This window comes from Asticcacaulis biprosthecium C19, assembly GCF_000204015.1.
Classification (GTDB): Bacteria; Pseudomonadota; Alphaproteobacteria; order Caulobacterales; family Caulobacteraceae; genus Asticcacaulis; species Asticcacaulis biprosthecius.
Map to the genome: position 1 here is coordinate 524,620 of NZ_GL883078.1, position 15,954 is coordinate 540,573.

14 protein-coding genes are annotated in these 15,954 nt (G+C 60.4%); 8 read left to right on the forward strand and 6 right to left on the reverse strand.

The features are described 5' to 3' along the window. Window positions 1–4 precede the first annotated feature (4 nt). Both ABI_RS12850 and ABI_RS12855 read left to right on the forward strand, forming a co-directional pair. Window positions 5–556: a superoxide dismutase family protein gene (locus tag ABI_RS12850; RefSeq protein ID WP_040309230.1), complete on the forward strand. Its 552-nt coding sequence runs from the start codon at window positions 5–7 to the stop codon at window positions 554–556. A 105-nt stretch (window positions 557–661) separates the two neighbouring features. After that, window positions 662–1,081 carry a hypothetical protein gene (locus ABI_RS12855; protein WP_006273438.1) on the forward strand — a complete coding sequence of 140 codons (420 nt, stop codon included), beginning with the start codon at window positions 662–664 and terminating at the stop codon, window positions 1,079–1,081. On the opposite strand, the gene ABI_RS12860 is transcribed toward ABI_RS12855, so the two are convergent. Then, complete coding sequence (locus ABI_RS12860) at window positions 1,064–2,059, reverse strand: glycoside hydrolase family 5 protein (RefSeq protein ID WP_245531347.1); 996 nt, start codon at window positions 2,057–2,059, stop codon at window positions 1,064–1,066. The two genes, ABI_RS12855 and ABI_RS12860, sit on opposite strands and share 18 nt — an antisense overlap. A gap of 253 nt (window positions 2,060–2,312) precedes the next feature. On the opposite strand from ABI_RS12860, the gene ABI_RS23720 reads away from it, so the two are divergent. Continuing rightward, entirely contained in the window at window positions 2,313–2,714 is a 402-nt protein-coding gene (locus ABI_RS23720; RefSeq protein ID WP_006273440.1) for a DUF4870 family protein, read from the forward strand. Between the two features lie 163 nt (window positions 2,715–2,877). On the opposite strand, the gene ABI_RS12870 is transcribed toward ABI_RS23720, so the two are convergent. The 3 genes from ABI_RS12870 to uvrB form a co-directional block, all read right to left on the reverse strand. Further along, a complete protein-coding gene (locus tag ABI_RS12870) occupies window positions 2,878–3,513 on the reverse strand; it encodes a DUF3617 domain-containing protein (protein WP_006273441.1) in 636 nt (211 codons plus the stop codon). 198 nt (window positions 3,514–3,711) lie between these two features. Further along, complete coding sequence (locus ABI_RS12875) at window positions 3,712–4,083, reverse strand: hypothetical protein (protein ID WP_245531348.1); 372 nt, start codon at window positions 4,081–4,083, stop codon at window positions 3,712–3,714. A gap of 310 nt (window positions 4,084–4,393) precedes the next feature. Continuing rightward, complete coding sequence (gene uvrB, locus ABI_RS12880; protein ID WP_040309231.1) at window positions 4,394–6,559, reverse strand: excinuclease ABC subunit UvrB; 2,166 nt, start codon at window positions 6,557–6,559, stop codon at window positions 4,394–4,396. A gap of 663 nt (window positions 6,560–7,222) precedes the next feature. Between uvrB and ABI_RS12885 the strand changes: the two genes are divergently transcribed. Beyond that, complete coding sequence (locus ABI_RS12885; protein ID WP_006273444.1) at window positions 7,223–7,504, forward strand: hypothetical protein; 282 nt, start codon at window positions 7,223–7,225, stop codon at window positions 7,502–7,504. A gap of 5 nt (window positions 7,505–7,509) precedes the next feature. Beyond that, a complete protein-coding gene (locus tag ABI_RS12890) occupies window positions 7,510–8,370 on the forward strand; it encodes a cell wall hydrolase (protein ID WP_006273445.1) in 861 nt (286 codons plus the stop codon). A 74-nt stretch (window positions 8,371–8,444) separates the two neighbouring features. Here ABI_RS12890 and ABI_RS12895 read toward each other — a convergent pair whose 3' ends face one another. Next, on the reverse strand, window positions 8,445–11,216 hold the full coding sequence (locus tag ABI_RS12895; protein ID WP_006273446.1) for a TonB-dependent receptor domain-containing protein: 2,772 nt from the start codon (window positions 11,214–11,216) through the stop codon (window positions 8,445–8,447). Between the two features lie 205 nt (window positions 11,217–11,421). Between ABI_RS12895 and ABI_RS12900 the strand changes: the two genes are divergently transcribed. Continuing rightward, window positions 11,422–12,429, forward strand: coding sequence for a cyanophycinase (locus tag ABI_RS12900; protein ID WP_006273447.1), 1,008 nt, complete (start codon window positions 11,422–11,424; stop codon window positions 12,427–12,429). Between the two features lie 9 nt (window positions 12,430–12,438). Here the strand turns inward: ABI_RS12900 and ABI_RS12905 are convergent, their stop codons facing one another. After that, window positions 12,439–13,203 carry an AIM24 family protein gene (locus ABI_RS12905; RefSeq protein ID WP_211211166.1) on the reverse strand — a complete coding sequence of 255 codons (765 nt, stop codon included), beginning with the start codon at window positions 13,201–13,203 and terminating at the stop codon, window positions 12,439–12,441. Between the two features lie 239 nt (window positions 13,204–13,442). Here ABI_RS12905 and ABI_RS12910 point away from each other — a divergent pair, with 239 nt between their 5' ends. Together ABI_RS12910 and ABI_RS12915 are read left to right on the forward strand one after the other, a co-directional pair. Next, window positions 13,443–15,164, forward strand: a complete 1,722-nt coding sequence (locus ABI_RS12910; RefSeq protein ID WP_006273449.1) for a methyl-accepting chemotaxis protein — start codon at window positions 13,443–13,445, stop codon at window positions 15,162–15,164. A gap of 296 nt (window positions 15,165–15,460) precedes the next feature. Next, window positions 15,461–15,859: a hypothetical protein gene (locus tag ABI_RS12915; protein WP_006273451.1), complete on the forward strand. Its 399-nt coding sequence runs from the start codon at window positions 15,461–15,463 to the stop codon at window positions 15,857–15,859. Window positions 15,860–15,954: the final 95 nt, after the last annotated feature.

The following is a 15,954-nucleotide window of genomic DNA, read 5'->3' on the forward strand; positions in this document are numbered from 1 at the left end:
ACCCATGCGCCATCTCTCTGCCTTGTTCGTTCTCGTCCTGCTCGCTCCGCCGGCTTTGGCCCAGACGCCCCCGGTCAATGCCACCACGGCGACGCAAGCCCCAGCCACCCATGGCGGCAGCTTCAAGAGCCCGGACGGCGCCGAACGTGGTACCCTGACCCTGACGGCGACACCCGACGGCGTGCTGCTGCGCGTGGATGTGAAGGGGCTGACCCCGGGCTGGCATGGCCTGCATTTCCACGAAAAAGGCGCCTGCGCCGACGAGAAGTTCGCCTCGGCCGGTGGCCATGTCCATGGCGACACCCCGGTAACCCATGGCCTGCTGGCCATCGGCCACAACGATGCCGGCGACCTGCCCAACATCTATGTCGCGGCTGACGGCACCGGCGCCGCCGAGGTCTATTCCAATCTGATCACAGCCCAGACAAAGGACAAGCGCCCGGCGATCTTTGATGCTGACGGCACGGCCGTCGTCATCCACAGCATGGCCGACGACTATACCAGCCAGCCGATCGGCAATGCCGGTCCACGCGTCGCCTGCGCCGTGATCCAGTAGACAAAACCTCCATAAAATTCAACGATCTGACGCGTAGAAAACTTTTTAGTTGACACTTATCCACATTGAGAACAAAATAAGAACATCGAAGAAGGATGTTCTGCCATGGCCTTTACCTGCCAGCCGCAACTAAAGACCCTGCCGCGCGACGGCCGCATTGCCGTGACTTGCCAGACCTGTGGCAATCACTGGGCGGAAAGCGTGCAGGAGATGGTGGAAACACGCCGCCTGGGCGCGCAGTTCATGGATCTGCTGGAGTTCGAGACACGCTGCAACGATGCTTTTTGTGGCGGTACCGTCGACTTCGACTATGAGGGCAAGCCGGACGTGACGCCCTATACCACAAAGGTGATGACCTTGCCGCGGCCCAAGGCCGAGCGCCTGCCCTATCCGGTCAAGGCCGTGGTCAAACGGCGTCCGCCTGTCTCGCCGCAGTATGGCGTACCGCAATACGACTTACCGATGGCTTTGCCGCCGCTCCGCCCCACCCAGCCCGGGCGGATTGTCTCAGTCGCAGGTCGTTGAAGCATTCTTCAGGATATCGCGCACCAGCAGGCCCGATGGCGTCAGGTCGGCATCCGTCCAAGGGCCGGTCGCCGAAGCGCCCGGCTTGAACAGCGAAGCGCCCTCCTTCTTGTCACTGACGGCCCAGTTGGCCTGGCTGAGGCAGTTCGCCTTCATCCAGTATTGCCAGCGCCCGGTTTCCTTGACATCGGCGCCACCGTCGCCATTGGCATTGACCGAGCCCCACTCCGACACAAAGAGGGAAGCGCCCATCTTCAGCGCCTTGTCGCCCTTGTTGCGCAAGGCCTGCTTATGGGTGCCGGCATAGAAGTGCAGGGTGTAGGTGATGTTGCCTCCGGAAACCGGATCGGCCGCCGCGACGTCGACATCCTGCGACCAGGTCGGCGATCCGACAACGATCAAATTGTCGGGATCGACAGCGCGGATGGCGTCGATCACCGTCTGCGAGTAGGGTTTAACCTGACGTGCCCAGTCGTGATTGGCCAGAGGCTCATTATAGATCTCGTAGATGACATTGGGCGTATGGCCATACTTCTTTGCCATGGCTGTGAAGAAGTCGACCGCCAATTGCGGATCCCGCTCGGCGCCGTGCGAATGCCAGTCGATGATGACATAGACGCCGTTGGCGATGGCAGCGTCGATCAGGGTTTCGGCCCGGACGCGACCGGCGGCCGGATCCTCCTTGTAGCCGCCACGGCCATCGATCCCGATAGCGGCGCGGACCACGGAGACATTCCAGTCTTTCGCAAAGGTGGCAACGGCGGATGGGTTGTAGAATTTTTCCTGGCCCCAACCGGTGTTGGACCAGAAAAAGCTGACACCATTGAGTTTGACGGGTTTGTCGTGGCTGTCGACGATGCGATTGCCGACGACCTTCAGGGCGCCATGATGATGGACAGGCGGACCGGCAAATGCCGAGGTTGCCAATAACAAAGGCGCGGCCATGACAAGCATGGCGCGCGCTAAAGGAAAGGGCATGTGGTATCCTCTCAACCAGGATTCTTTTGAGCCGGTTATTTTTATGGGCAGAATCACGCCTGCTCCTTCCGGTGAGCGCTCATACCATGTTCGGTCGCCTCCGCATGTAACAATGTCCGTGAAAATTGCCATTTCGGCGCAATTTTCGACGCACTTGTCAAAAAGTAACGCTTTAGGTGTGTCTGCTTCTGACATGCATATTTTGCTTTGCAGCATGATAAGGCCGTACTAGGCTTTGGGCGAAGGAATCCTGATGACCCAATCCCCTGCCCCCTCCACCAACCGGTCCCTATTCGCCGACGGCCGCGGCCTGGCCATGCTGAACTATGCCCTGCTGTTCTTTATGTCCATGTCGGTGGGCGCGACAGGTATCGTGGCGCTGATCGTCGCAAACTTTGCCGACAGCGACAAGACGCCGGCGTGGATCAAGAGCCATTATCAGTTCCAGATCCGCACGTTCTGGATCGGCATCCTCCCGACCCTCCTGACCTTTTTCCTCAGCCAGTACCTGCTCAAGGCGCTGCAGGTCGAGCCGCTCTATATGTTCGCTGTGGTGATACCCGTCCTTGGGTGGATTGCCGCGCGCTGCGCGATGGGCTTCAACCACCTTCTCTACGGGCGGCCGTACCCGACGCCAAAATCCTGGCTGGTCTGATCCAAAGCGCAATCCGACAAAGTGTGCAGCACTTTTCGGCAAAATTGCGCGACAAAACAAAAACTTAGAGCGGGGTTTTGATTCCATCAAAACCCCGCTCTAAGTTTTACCTTTGTACGCTCCGCGCGTTTTTCGATTTGATTCCGAGTAAACGCGGTTTGCTCTAGTCGCCTGGATGCAGCGGCGCGCCGCTGGAGGCTGCCCCCGAACGTTGCATGCCTGCCATGTCGAACAGGTTGAACTGCACGCCATCATTGACGACATCACCGGGAGACTGACCGCTGGTGCAGTTGCCCGTACGTTTGGCGGTGACCGTGTAGTTGGCAACCCCCTGGGATGCCCCCCCTTGCGTGGTCTGGGATCGCAATCTCATGTTGTAGGCAGAGGCGTAGTCGCCGACGATCGCGCCGGAATATTCATTGCTGACGCCATTGCCCATATCGCAGGCCGCGAGAACGTCCCAACCTTCGGCATTGGCGCTGACCGTCTTGCGGCAACTGTCGCCGGAAAGGTCATTGCCCAGGACGCCCAGATGGCGGTCGGCTTCCGCGTCGATACATATCTGCAGCAACTGGGGTGGTTCTGCGCTGCCCTCCTCGGCAATGGTCATTTCCCACAGACCGGGATTGCGCGACGGCAGGTGCACAGGGGGCTTGGGCGGCGCCACTGGCTGGACCTGGGGCTCGGGCGCCGTCTCCGGTTTTTTCCCGCACCCCGATGTCAGACCGGCCAAACTGCCGATCAGGACGAACGCAACAAGCCGTCCGATCAGGGCCGATGACCGGCGGGTCTGCACCATGGAGAATTCCCCTTCAAGAGCTCGAATCTAGGGTAAATTCCAGCACCATGCCAGCGTTATATGATAACATCAGGCATATATTTTTGTGAACAGTTGCGATGACCAGCCATAAAAAAAGCCCGCAGCGCGGGCTCTTCCATAGTCTCTTCAAGACAGGACCGCGATCTTTACACGACTGTCCCGCTCAGGGTCTTGAACTTAGTTTTTTTTCGAGATGACCTGCAGGGTCTGCAAGGTCCGCGGCAACTCGTCGGAGAGACGGCGGCAGATTTCACGGGCGCCGATCGAATAGACCTCACCGCCGTCGGCAATTTCCAGCGCCATCTTGGCGGTCGCGTCGATCAGCACTTCGAACTCAGAAATCTGCTCGCGCGCCAGGGCACGGGCTTCTTCCTGCAGACGACGTACGCGGGCGGTGCGGCTTTCACGCACGACCGGCACCTCATCCATGGCGGTCGACTTGTGCGACACGTGCGCCGGCAGGCTCATAACCTTGTCACCATCGATGACCTGGCCGAGCGCGACCTCTTTCGAGACAGGCGGCACCACATTCAGTCTTGTTCTACGCATCAGTATACCCCAGAACTTAGATTCCGTGCCTTAAGTGTCCGCGCACAAGGTTAACAACCTGTTGACCCGTGACGTCCCGATCAGCCCGACGATTGCATGATTGGGAAGAGCCTCGCCCGATTTGTGATAAAAATCCAGTACGATTGTGGCGCAACACACCGAAATGTGGCGAGGTGTGTGGGGAATGAAACGCTTATGGGTTAACGCAACGGCATCCGGGTGAACGGACAGTCCACAATACGCGAATCGGGCGCAAAAATGCTGCGCGGCAAACAGGGCGATGACCTCGTCGCGCCATTCCGCGGCGCGTTCAGGATGCGTCTCCGCCGATCATATCCTTGGCGAATTCCAGATCGAGTAACTTCAGACGCTTGATCTCGTCGCGCAGGCGCGCCGCGGTCTCGAACTCGAGATTCCCCGCGGCCTCGCGCATCTTGGTCTCGAGGTCCTTGAGGGTTGCCTGGAAGTTGGAGCCCATGAACGGCTTGGAATCCTTCTCGGCAACGCCCATCGGAATCTGAACGCGATCGCCCTTTTCGAACGGCGAGTCGAGAATGTCGGAGATGCCGCGCTTGACCGATTCCGGCGTGATACCGTGCTCGACATTATAGGCCATCTGCTTTTCGCGGCGGCGCGCGGTCTCCGCCAGGGCACGCTCCATCGACCCCGTCATTCTGTCGGCATAGAGGATCACCCGGCCGTCGACGTTGCGAGCCGCCCGGCCGATGGTTTGGATCAACGAGGTTTCCGAGCGCAGGAAGCCTTCCTTGTCGGCGTCCAGAATGGCCACAAAACCACATTCCGGAATATCCAAGCCTTCGCGCAGCAGGTTGATGCCGATCAGCACGTCGAACGCCCCCAGGCGCAGGTCGCGGATGATCTCGATCCGCTCCAGGGTTTCGATGTCCGAGTGCATGTAGCGCACGCGGATGCCCTGCTCGTGCATATAGTCGGTCAGGTTTTCGGCCATCTTCTTGGTCAGCACCGTGATCAGCGAGCGATAGCCATGCTTGGCGACTTCCCGGACCTCGGCGATGACATCGTCGACCTGATTGAAGCCGTCCTTATGCACGGGGCGGATCTCGACCGGCGGATCGATCAGGCCGGTCGGGCGAATGACCTGCTCGGCAAACACGCCGGCGGTCCGCTCCATCTCCCATTTGCCAGGCGTCGCCGACACAAAAACGGACTGAGGCCGCATGGCGTCCCATTCCTCGAACTTGAGCGGGCGGTTGTCCATGCACGACGGCAGCCGGAAGCCGTATTCGGCCAGCACCGATTTGCGCGCGAAGTCGCCACGGTACATGCCGCCGATCTGCGGCACCGAGACATGGCTTTCGTCGACGAACAACAGGGCATTGTCCGGAAGATATTCGAAGAAGGTCGGCGGCGGCGCCCCTGCCCCTCGCCCTGTCAGATAGCGGCTGTAGTTTTCAATCCCGGCACAGGCGCCGGTCGCCTGCATCATTTCCAGGTCGAAAGTGGTGCGCTGCTCCAGCCGCTGCGCCTCCAGCAGCTTGCCCTCGCCATGCAGTTGGTCGAGACGGAGCTTCAGTTCTTTCTTGATGCCGTCGATGGCCTGGTTCAGCGTTGGTCGCGGCGTAACATAGTGACTCGCGGCATAGACCTTCAGGTCCTGGAGATCGACGATCTTGCGGCCGGTCAGCGGATCAAACTCGTGCATCGACTCGATTTCGTCGCCGAACATGTTGATGCGCCAGGCGCGGTCTTCGTAGTGGGCCGGGAAGATTTCGATGACATCGCCGCGACGGCGGAACGTACCGCGCTCGAAGGCCGCGTCGTTGCGCTTGTACTGCAGGGCCACCAGGTCGGCGCGAAGTTGGCCCTCGTCGATCGACTGGCCGACCTTCAGCTCGAAGGTCATGGCCGTATAGGTTTCGACCGAACCGATACCGTAGATACACGACACGGAGGCGACCACGATGACGTCGTCGCGCTCCAGGATCGCCCGCGTCGCCGAATGGCGCATGCGGTCGATCTGTTCGTTCACCGACGAGTCCTTCTCTATATAGGTGTCGGTGCGCGGGACGTAGGCTTCCGGCTGGTAGTAGTCATAGTACGAGACGAAATACTCGACCGCATTGTCCGGGAAGAAGGATTTGAACTCGGAAAACAGCTGGGCGGCCAAGGTCTTGTTGTGGGCCAGGATCAGCGCCGGGCGCTGGGTCTGCTCGATGATCTTGGCCATGGTGTAGGTCTTGCCCGACCCGGTGACCCCCAGCAGGACCTGATCGTGTTCGCGCGCATTGACACCCCCGACCAACTCGGCGATCGCGGTCGGCTGATCGCCGGCGGGTTCATAAGGCGCCGCCAGCCGAAAACGCTTGCCGCCTTCGGACTTGGCCGGGCGCTCCGGCCGGTGCGGAACCCAGGTCACTGGATGGGCTTGGCTGAAATCGGCCACAAACGCGCCCGAATTGTCGGAAAAGCCGGGATTTTGGGGTGAACTATTCATGAACACAACATAAGCCGGAGAAAAAAATATGAAAGGGAGCCGTAAAAACTTTTCCCTTTCGACCGATTGGGGCGCGCAAGTGATTCTGACGCACCGCACACCCTTTTTTAGATGAAAAATTGGCAAAACTTGTCAGCGGACGTTGTAACATGCCGTGATTTCCGTTGCGATTCCAGTTTGTTAGCCGGGAGCGTCCTTCAGACCGATGTGCAGGTGCGGGAGAAATACCGTTGAAAGCCGCCCTTAGCGGATTCTTAAATTAAGATTTTCTTCGCAAAGATGCGACTATAAAGAAGAAGCAAATAATAAAGACCGCCCACTCCGTATAATCAAAGTATCCAATACTCACTTTTACCAGTCAATAGAAATGCGATCAACTTCGTGTATATCGCACCATCTGCTTATGCGATGCCCATAGGGGAACGCGTTAAACTATAGCTAACGGGTTGTTAATCACATTTTAACACATTTGCGCCACATTTGCCCCCTAGAAGTCCGCTCCGGCCGAGGCGACTTCGCAGAGGAGTACCGGCCTATCTGACGCTGGCACAGAACGTGAAGGAACGTTCGCTGGCTGACTTCCGGGGGGCAGACAGCCCTCGCCACAGAGGACAGATAGCTTTGAGTTCAACACCCATTGCGCGCTATCGCAGACGCGCACTCATGGCGGCAAGTTCCATCGGTTTGCTTATTGGTGCTTCCATCGGTTCGGCCTACCTGGGCGGTGCCTTGGTCCATGACTCCTCCGCCCGTCATACGGCGGCGCGCATCCTGCAACTGGCTTCGATCAGCGAAGACGGTAAGATAGACGAGACGGAACTGCATCGCCTGGAAGCGACCGCAGACGCCGCTCCGGTCAGCCGAACCGCCATGAATATCGCCATGCGCTTTACCGACTACGCCGGCACGGACGCTACCCCAACACGCTGCGGTCTCAGAATCTGACGGCCATGCGCACCTCCAGCGACCAGCGCTATCAGGGCGCGGAAGTTGTCCGCGCCAACGTCGTCACCCCGGCCGAACCTGCCATGCAGACCGCGGTCACACGCGCCGCGGCCGCCTTCGGTTTCAAAGGCCACACCCAGAACGATCTCGATTGCCTGACCCAGGGCGTCTATTACGAAGCCCGGGGCGAAGGCGTCGACGGTATGCGCGCCGTGGCTCAGGTCATTCTGAACCGCGTCCGCCATCCCGCCTACCCCAAGTCGGTCTGCAATGTCGTCTACCAGGGCGCTCACCTGCGCACCTCGTGTCAGTTCAGCTTCACCTGTAACGGCGCTTTGGGCCGTCCGGTGGAAAAGTGGGCCTGGCGCCGCGCCCGTGACGTCGCTCAGGCGGCATTGAACGGCCACGTCATGCCGGCCGTCGGCACGGCGACCAGCTTCCATACCACCGGCGTCAATCCGCGCTGGTCGGGCACAATGGAGCGCGTCACCCAGGTCGGCACGCATATCTTCTATCAGTTCCGCGGCCGTGGTTCGCGCATGGGCGGCGACGGTGTCGTCGTGCCGTCGAACGCGGTACCGCAGATCGTCCAGGCTGACACCACCGAGACGCCGGTGGCAAGCGATGCCCTGAACCAGGCCCAGGCTGGTGCTACCCAGCCGGCCGATGCCCTGGCGCCGAATGTAAGCATGGCACCGACGACCAAGTCGCCGACCGGTGATGCCCGTGCCGCCCTGATCGCGGCGGTCGCCAAGGCCTCGCCGGAACCTCCCCGTGCCATTTCGGTCAAGTCGACCGTCAGCGGCAAGTCGGCGCAAGACATCACGGCCGAAGTCGCCATGAAATCTGGCGGCGTGTCGCAATAGCGCCAATACCACCTCTATCAAAAAAGGCCCCGTAGACAACTGCGGGGCCTTTTTCGTGGTGCGTATCCGCAGGATCAGTACTTGTAGGTGATCTGCAGATAGCCGCTGCGGCCGATGCCGTCGTACCAGCTGCTGTTGTAGTAGGGATAGCTGACCCAGCCCGCGTCATAGACCGGCTTGGTATCGAACAGATTGCTCAGGGCCAGCGAGAGCTTCAGGTTGTCGCGGACTTCGTATTGCACTGAGCCATTCCACGTGGTGTAGGCGTCGACCCAGGCGTTTTCATCATAGTTGGGCAAACGAGCGGTGTGGTTGCCGTCGATGTTGAAGCGCCACTTGCCCTTGGCCAGGTTCACGCTGACCGAAGCCTTGTCGCGCGGGATGTAGTAGCTGGAATCATTGGCCAGCTTGTCGATCTCCGGATCGCCGACATAGCGTGTGTAGCCGTGATCCAGTACGTGAGTATAGCTGGCCGAGAAGCCCAGCGTGCCGACCGGGGTCTCGAAACGGCTGTGGAGCGACAGGTCGACGCCTGAGGTGCTTTCTTCCGATACGTTAATCGGGCTGACGAAGACCTGGGTGATGTCGCCGTCACTGTCGCGGGTCACGCGGGCGATGGCGTCCTGACAGGTCGGCGTATTGGCATCCTGCAGGCCGGCGCGGCATTCGCCTTCCGTACGGGTCAGATTGTTGACCAGCAGGTCCTCGACCTGGCCGTTCATGTCGATCTTGAAGTAGTCGACGCTGATGTCGAAGGCGCGTGACGGCGCCCAGACGACGCCGGCATTGAAGGATTCGCTGGTTTCCGGTTCCAAGTTGATATTGCCGCCGGTACGCACGCGAATGCGCGGTCCGCGACCGCAGTCGTCGGGATAGTCACCGTCCTGGATACATTCGTAATAATCTGTGGCTCGGCCCTCTTCGAAGCCGGTGCCCCGATAGACATAGTTCAGGTCCGGCGCGCGGAAGCCGGTGCCGGCCGCAGCGCGGAACAACAGGGTCTTGATCGGCCGGAACTCGAGGCCAAGGTTATAGGTCGTCTCACCGACGGTGTGGCCGGCATAGTCAAAGGTGTCGTAACGCGCCGCTACGCTGGACTGAAGGGTCGACAACAGCGGGATGCTGAACTCGACTGCCGCAGCCGAATGGGTGCGATGGCCCTTGGCGGTGAAGTCGACCCAGCTGAAGTAATAGGGCTGGGTGGCCTTGGGGTCCGTACCCTGATTGTAGTCCTGGCGCCCCGCCTCGACCAGGAAGTTGAAACCGACCGGACCGGCCGGCATCTCGAACAGGTCCTGGGTACCTAGGGTGACGGAGGCTTCGAAGACCGAACTGCGCGGCTTATAAATGCTGTTTTCGGCGATCGATGCGTACTGCGCCGGTGTCAGCGGCGTATAGAAGCGTGTCGGATCAGCGCTGAACACCGGCAGGCCATAGCCGTCATCTTCACCGAGGAATTCTTCGTCGGTATCCCAGCCGAGTTGCGGCCCGAGGAAGAAGGCATTGGCCTTTTCGACGTTGATGAAGGGGAAGGTGACCTCGGCATTATAGACACTGGCGCTCAGAGCCGCCTCGTAATGCCACTTGTCGTCCGTACCGAAGGTGCCACGCACGCCCGGAGTGATGGTGTAGGTTGTCGACTCGACCCGACGCATGGCCTTGTCCAGCCCGCCCATCTCTTCCGGCGTAAAGATCCGGTACCAGTTGTCGGTGCCTTCGTAGCTGGGATGGACGTTGTAGAAGTCGCCGACGTCGTTGCCATCCTCGTCCTGATAGCCCCACGAGGTCGGGCGCTTCAGCAGTTTCAGATTGCTGCGCCCGAACTGGACATCCAGGAACAGGTGGGTGCTATCCGACAGGTCGTAGGCAAAGGATCCGACCAGGTTGATCATGTTGCGCTGCGACTGGATGGTGCGGTAGCCAACCGCCGTCTGCGAACCGCAATAGGCGCCAAGGATCTCATCACCGTCGCCGTAATAGGGATCGATCTGCAGGCTGGTCGTGCCCTCGTTCGTGCCGGCCGCGCGGGCACAATCGGCGGATGTGGCGTCGATAGCGTAAACGTCATAGTCGACGCGCTGCCAGTTGGTGACGCCCATCTGATATTCGGGATCGGGCGCGTCGGCCGTCGAATCCTGGCGCTCACGCTGGTAGCCGTAGATCGGATCCTGTTTCATGATCTCGCCGCCGATCACGCCGTGGAAACGGCCCAGGTCGACGCCGGTCGAAAAATTGAGCCGGTGTGACTGTCCGCCGCCCTGCTCGGTCCAGCCGTAGCGGTAGTCGACCGTCGTCTCGTCGGCGCGGTCTTTCAGCTTGAAGTTCACCACGCCGGCCAGGGCGTCGGAGCCATAGATGGCCGAGGCCGAACCGGACAGCACCTCGATGCGGTCAACCATGCCCAGCGGGATATTGGAGATGTCGGTGAAGTTGCTATCGCCGTTGAACGGCATGGGATAGTCGGCGACGCGGCGGCCGTTGACCATGACCAGGGTGTGGTTGGGGCCCAAGCCCCGCAAATCAACCTGTTGCGCGCCTGGCGAATAGTCGGCGGCATTGCCCGACTGCATGGACTGGGTCTCGCCGCTGTTCTGGGTCAGGGTTTTCAGCACGTCCGGCACCGAGCCGTAGCCACCTGCACGGATCTGGTCGGCTGTGATCACGGTTACGGGCGCAGGGCCTTCCTTCTGCGTACGGGGAATACGCGAACCGAGCACGGTCACGACGGCGCCGTCTTCCGGCGGCGGAGCGTCCTGGGCCAGGGCGGCGGCGCCGGAAAGGCCGATCAGGCTGCAGCCGGCAAGGAGGCCGGGCCTCAACATCTTACGTAACAAGGTTTTCTTCATCTGATCACTCCTGAGAAGCGGGTGAGGGCCGCCGCCTTCCCCGGTGGGGCGGACGACCTGAGGTAGGAATCGAACTTCGTATATTTTTTGCCGTTAAACTTGATCCTCTTACCGCAAAGGGGAAATCAAATTCTTGCCATGCCGCAAAATTGCGATCACAGTGACACAATTATGTCACCTTATGATACCGCCAAAGGATAATGCCATGCGTCCTCTCGTCATCGCCTTCAGTCTCCTCCTGGCCTTTGTGGTGCAACCGGCGGCGGCGACGGAATGGACGCAAGGCCCAGGCTACAAGACCTTCGTTATCGGTAATGAGGCGGCGCCGACGCCGGACGCGGTCACGGGCGGCCTGCTGATGAGCGGCGGTGGCGATTGGGCTATGGATGCCTTTCGCTGGTTCACGGCCAAGGCCGGCCATGGTCATCTGGTCGTGCTGCGCGCCTCCGGCACGACAGAAAGCCAGGACGAGTTCTACAATGTCGTCGGCGGCCTGGCCTCGGTCCGCACCTTCCTGTTCCTCGAACGCCAGGCCGCCTACGATCCGCAATTGCTGGCGGCTGTGAAGAAGGCCGATGGTATCTTTCTGGCGGGCGGCGACCAGGCCAATTATGTCCGGATGTGGAAGGGCACGCCGCTGAATGCCGTGATCGACGCCCATGTCGCCGCCAACAAGCCGTTGGGCGGAACCTCGGCCGGATTGGCGGTGCAGGGCGCCTGGCTCTACGGCGCCATGGACGGGGGCAGCATCACCTCTCCCGAAGCGCTGGCCGATCCATTGGGCGCGGCGGTCACGATTGAAGGTGACTTCTTTCATTTCCCGCTGCTGACCCACGTCGTGACCGACAGCCATTTCGACGAACGCGAACGCCAGGGCCGCCTGATCGCCTTTGTCCTAAAGGCCGAGCGCCTGCGTGGAGCGGGCGATGGCGCGCCGCTGGCGGGTTTGGGCGTGGACGAAGAAGCCGCCTTGACGGTCGAGGCCGACGGCACGGCCAAGGTCCATAGCAACAAGAACGGCCATGTCTGGCTGTTTCAGGGCGGCGAGGTACAAAACCTGACCGCCGGCAAGCCTTTGACCGTCACCGGCGTCAAGGCGACGGGTCTCGGCACGACGAGCCGCTTCAATGTCAAAACGTTGGAGGTCAAGGCTCCGGCCTTTGTCCGCACCTACGATGTCAAGGACGGCATACTCAGCGAGCGCACGCCCTGAGCGCGTCGTCTATGACACCCGCGCCGTCGGCATGACCCAAATCGAACCCGTACCACGAAACTTGTAGACCAGGCCCTCGCCCGAGCGAAAGGCATTGCGCAGCCCCTTGACCAAAGGCCCGATGACCACCTCCAGAGAGGCAGAGAACATCAGCACGAAATCACCGTCGACCACGGCTTCGCCGTTGCTCAGTTCGATGACGTCGATCTCTTCGACCGGGACGGGGCTTTCGACAACAAAGGCGCCGCGGCCGGACAGTTTGGGCTGCATGAAGCCATTGCCGGCCAGGATGCCGGTGACCGAGGTGTGGCGGTGGGTGGAAAGGCTGATGCCGCCGGAGCAGGCGTAAAAGGCGCGGTCATCCAGCAACAGGTCGTCGCCGGCGTCCATGTTGCCCAGAATGAAATGTTTGCGGCTGGGCTCGGCCCACAAGGTGCCGGTGCCGGTGAACTTCGTCGCAAAGGCCGACTCGCCGGTACCGGCCGAGGCCACAGCACGCGACAGGAACCCCTTGCCCGGTTCGTGGCGCTGAATCTCCGACTGGATGCGTCCGTGATGGTACTGCAGTGCGCCCGGCTCCAGGAGCAGGGAACCGCCCGACAGTTCTACCCCGATCTGGTGGATCTGGGTTGCCTCGGAAATGACATGGGTCAGCGGCGCGCCATTGGCGCCGGCGCCGGCCGGGATCACCCGTGCCACCTGGCGCTTTTCGACGAACCGGTAGGCGGTAATCTTCACGCCGTCGGCGGATACAGTCTCGATGGGATCGCGCAAAGAGGTCTCCTTAAGGGTTCGGATTTTGTCGCGATGCAGATGTAACAACAAAAGCGGCGGACGCAAAGCGTCTGCGGTCGGTCGCCGCCATTGTAACAATCCCTTTCCGCGTTAGGAATTCAACAACCTTAATGTGAAAGGTTGTCCCCAAAGCCTGTCTTAACCATGACTCGCGCCTGCGCGTCAGGTTGCGGGTTTCCTGAAAACAAAAGCCACTATCCTTATAGTCAGGGGCCAAAATGACGAAACAAGGTACAAAACAAGCCGGCGGATTCCAGATTTCCAACTGGCCGTTTACGGTAAAATTCATGGCGCCCGCTGCGGTCGCCACAGCGATTCTGGTCGTGCTGACCGGCGGCGCCGTCTACATTATGAACGGCCAGGGCAAGGCGATCGACGAGATCAACAACAAGGCCATGCCGCAGATTGTCGAACTGGGCGATATCAAGTCGAACATCAAAGAAGCCAACGGCCAGTTGTTCAATGCGCTGACCAAGAAGGCCACCGATCCAACGGCCAATGCTTCGGCCGCCGTCGCCAAGGTCGTCGAGGATCTCGCCAAAACCGAGGCTCGGGTCAAGGCCGACGCCGACAAGGCGACGTCTCCGGAACAAAAGAAGCAGTTCAGCGACCTGGCCAAGGAAATCAAGACCTACAAGGAAGCGGTGGAGTTCGCCGGTTCGGTGATGGACGTCGACTTCGCTTCGGTCGGTCCGCTGATGTCGCAATTCGACGACGGCTACGCCAAGATGTCCCAGATCACCGACCAGATGATCGAAGCCAATGTCGCCGAGGCCAAGGCCTCTGCCGCCGATGCCAAAAAGGCCCAGACCTCCGGCGTCACCATGCTGGCTATCTTTGCCGCCATCATGGCCGCTCTGTCGATGGGGATCGCCTTTATCTTCTCGCGCGTTACCGTCACCGGCATCAACCGCATCGCCAAGACGACCGAGGAACTGGCGACCGGTAATCTCAATGTCGACATCTCCGCCCTCGCCCGCCGCGACGAACTGAAAAGCGTTGTCGACAGCCTGAACGTCTTCAAGGCCAACGCCGAAGAAAAGGCCCGCCTGTCGGCGATGGAAGCCGCCACGGCGAAGACCCGCGAAGAACGCGCCCGTCAAATGTCGGAACTGGCCGAACGCTTCCGCCACGAAGCCCAGGATATGCTGGACGCCCTGTCGTCGGCCGCTTCGGACCTGGACGCCAACGGCCGCACCCTGCTGACCATCGCCCAGGAAAACGAGCGCCGCTCGCAATCGGCGGTGTCGTCGATCCGCAACTCGGCCGACAACGTTCAGAACGTCGCCTCGGCCACCACGGAACTGTCGGCCTCAATCGGCGTTATCGGCGACCAGGCCGTGCGCTCGGTGGAAATCGCCGCCGAAGCCGTGTCGGAAGCCGACCGCACCAATGCCTCGATGGCCGAATTGTCACGCGCCGCTGACCAGATCGGCGAAGTCGTGGACCTGATCAACGCCATCGCTCAGCAGACCAACCTGCTGGCGCTGAACGCCACCATCGAATCCGCCCGCGCAGGTGAAGCCGGCAAGGGCTTCGCCGTCGTGGCCTCGGAAGTCAAGTCGCTGGCCCAACAGACCGCCAAGGCAACCGACGAAATCCGCGATCGCATCAAGGACATCCAATCGGCCGCCCAGAACGGCGTCAACGCCATCCGCGGCATCGGCGAGACCATCAAGCACATGAACGAGATCGCTTCGTCGATCGCCGACTCGGTGCATCAGCAGGGCGACGCCACCAACGAAATCGCCCGCAACGTCAACGAAGCCTCGGACGGCACGACCATGGCGTCCAGCTCCGTGGCACAGCTGTCGGCCTCGGCGGCGGATACCGAAAAGGCCTCGACCGAAATGCTCGGCGCCGCCAACCAGCTTACCAAGCGTACGGAAGCCATGAGCGAGAACATCCGCCGCTTCCTGGGCGAACTCACGGCCGCCTAAATCGACTGTAGCCGTCCCGCACGGCCCTGCGGGGCGACGGACACAATCAACGGAGACGCCTCACCGGCGTCTCCGTTTTTTTATGCCCGTCAGGTGCGTACCACCAGTTATCCGAAAAACGAGAGCCGGCTAAACAAATTCTATATAAAAAAAGGCCCAGAGGCCTGCTGCAGCGCACAATCGATTCACATGATATTAAATACTTTACCTACAAATTGTTAAATGCAACCTGGCGTATATTACGCTGATCTCCCCTCACGCACCTCCCCGGCGTGTCTTAGTGAAAGCTTTGCAAAATGCAGAAATTTGCCCTCGCCCACCGTCCCTTCCGCTCGCTCTTGGTCGCCGGCGCCGTCCTGGTATCGGCTGGAGTTGCCGGTCATGCCTTTGCCGAATGTGAAGAAGCCGAGGAAACCATTGCCGGCAAGGCCGTCGCCACGGCCGCCGCGGCCAAGGTGTCCACGGCCGTTGCCGTCACCGGCAAACAGATGCTCGATGTCGTCGAATGCAATATCGGCAGCGGCAGCATCATGGTGGTATTCAAATACAACTTCCTGGGCGCCGACGGGCTGTACTGGATTCAGGGCAGTGCCAAGGTCAAGGCCGGTATGGTAACCGAGATGCAAGTCAAGCACCTGAGTCCCAACCTGACGGCAGCGTCCGCGGCCAAGGGCCTTAAGCTGGCTTCGAACTAAGATTTTTAAGGGCGGAAGATAAAAATCTTCCGCCTTTTTTTTTCCTGACGAAGAACAGGTCGATCGCGTTAAGATTTGATGCCTTGATTCCACAG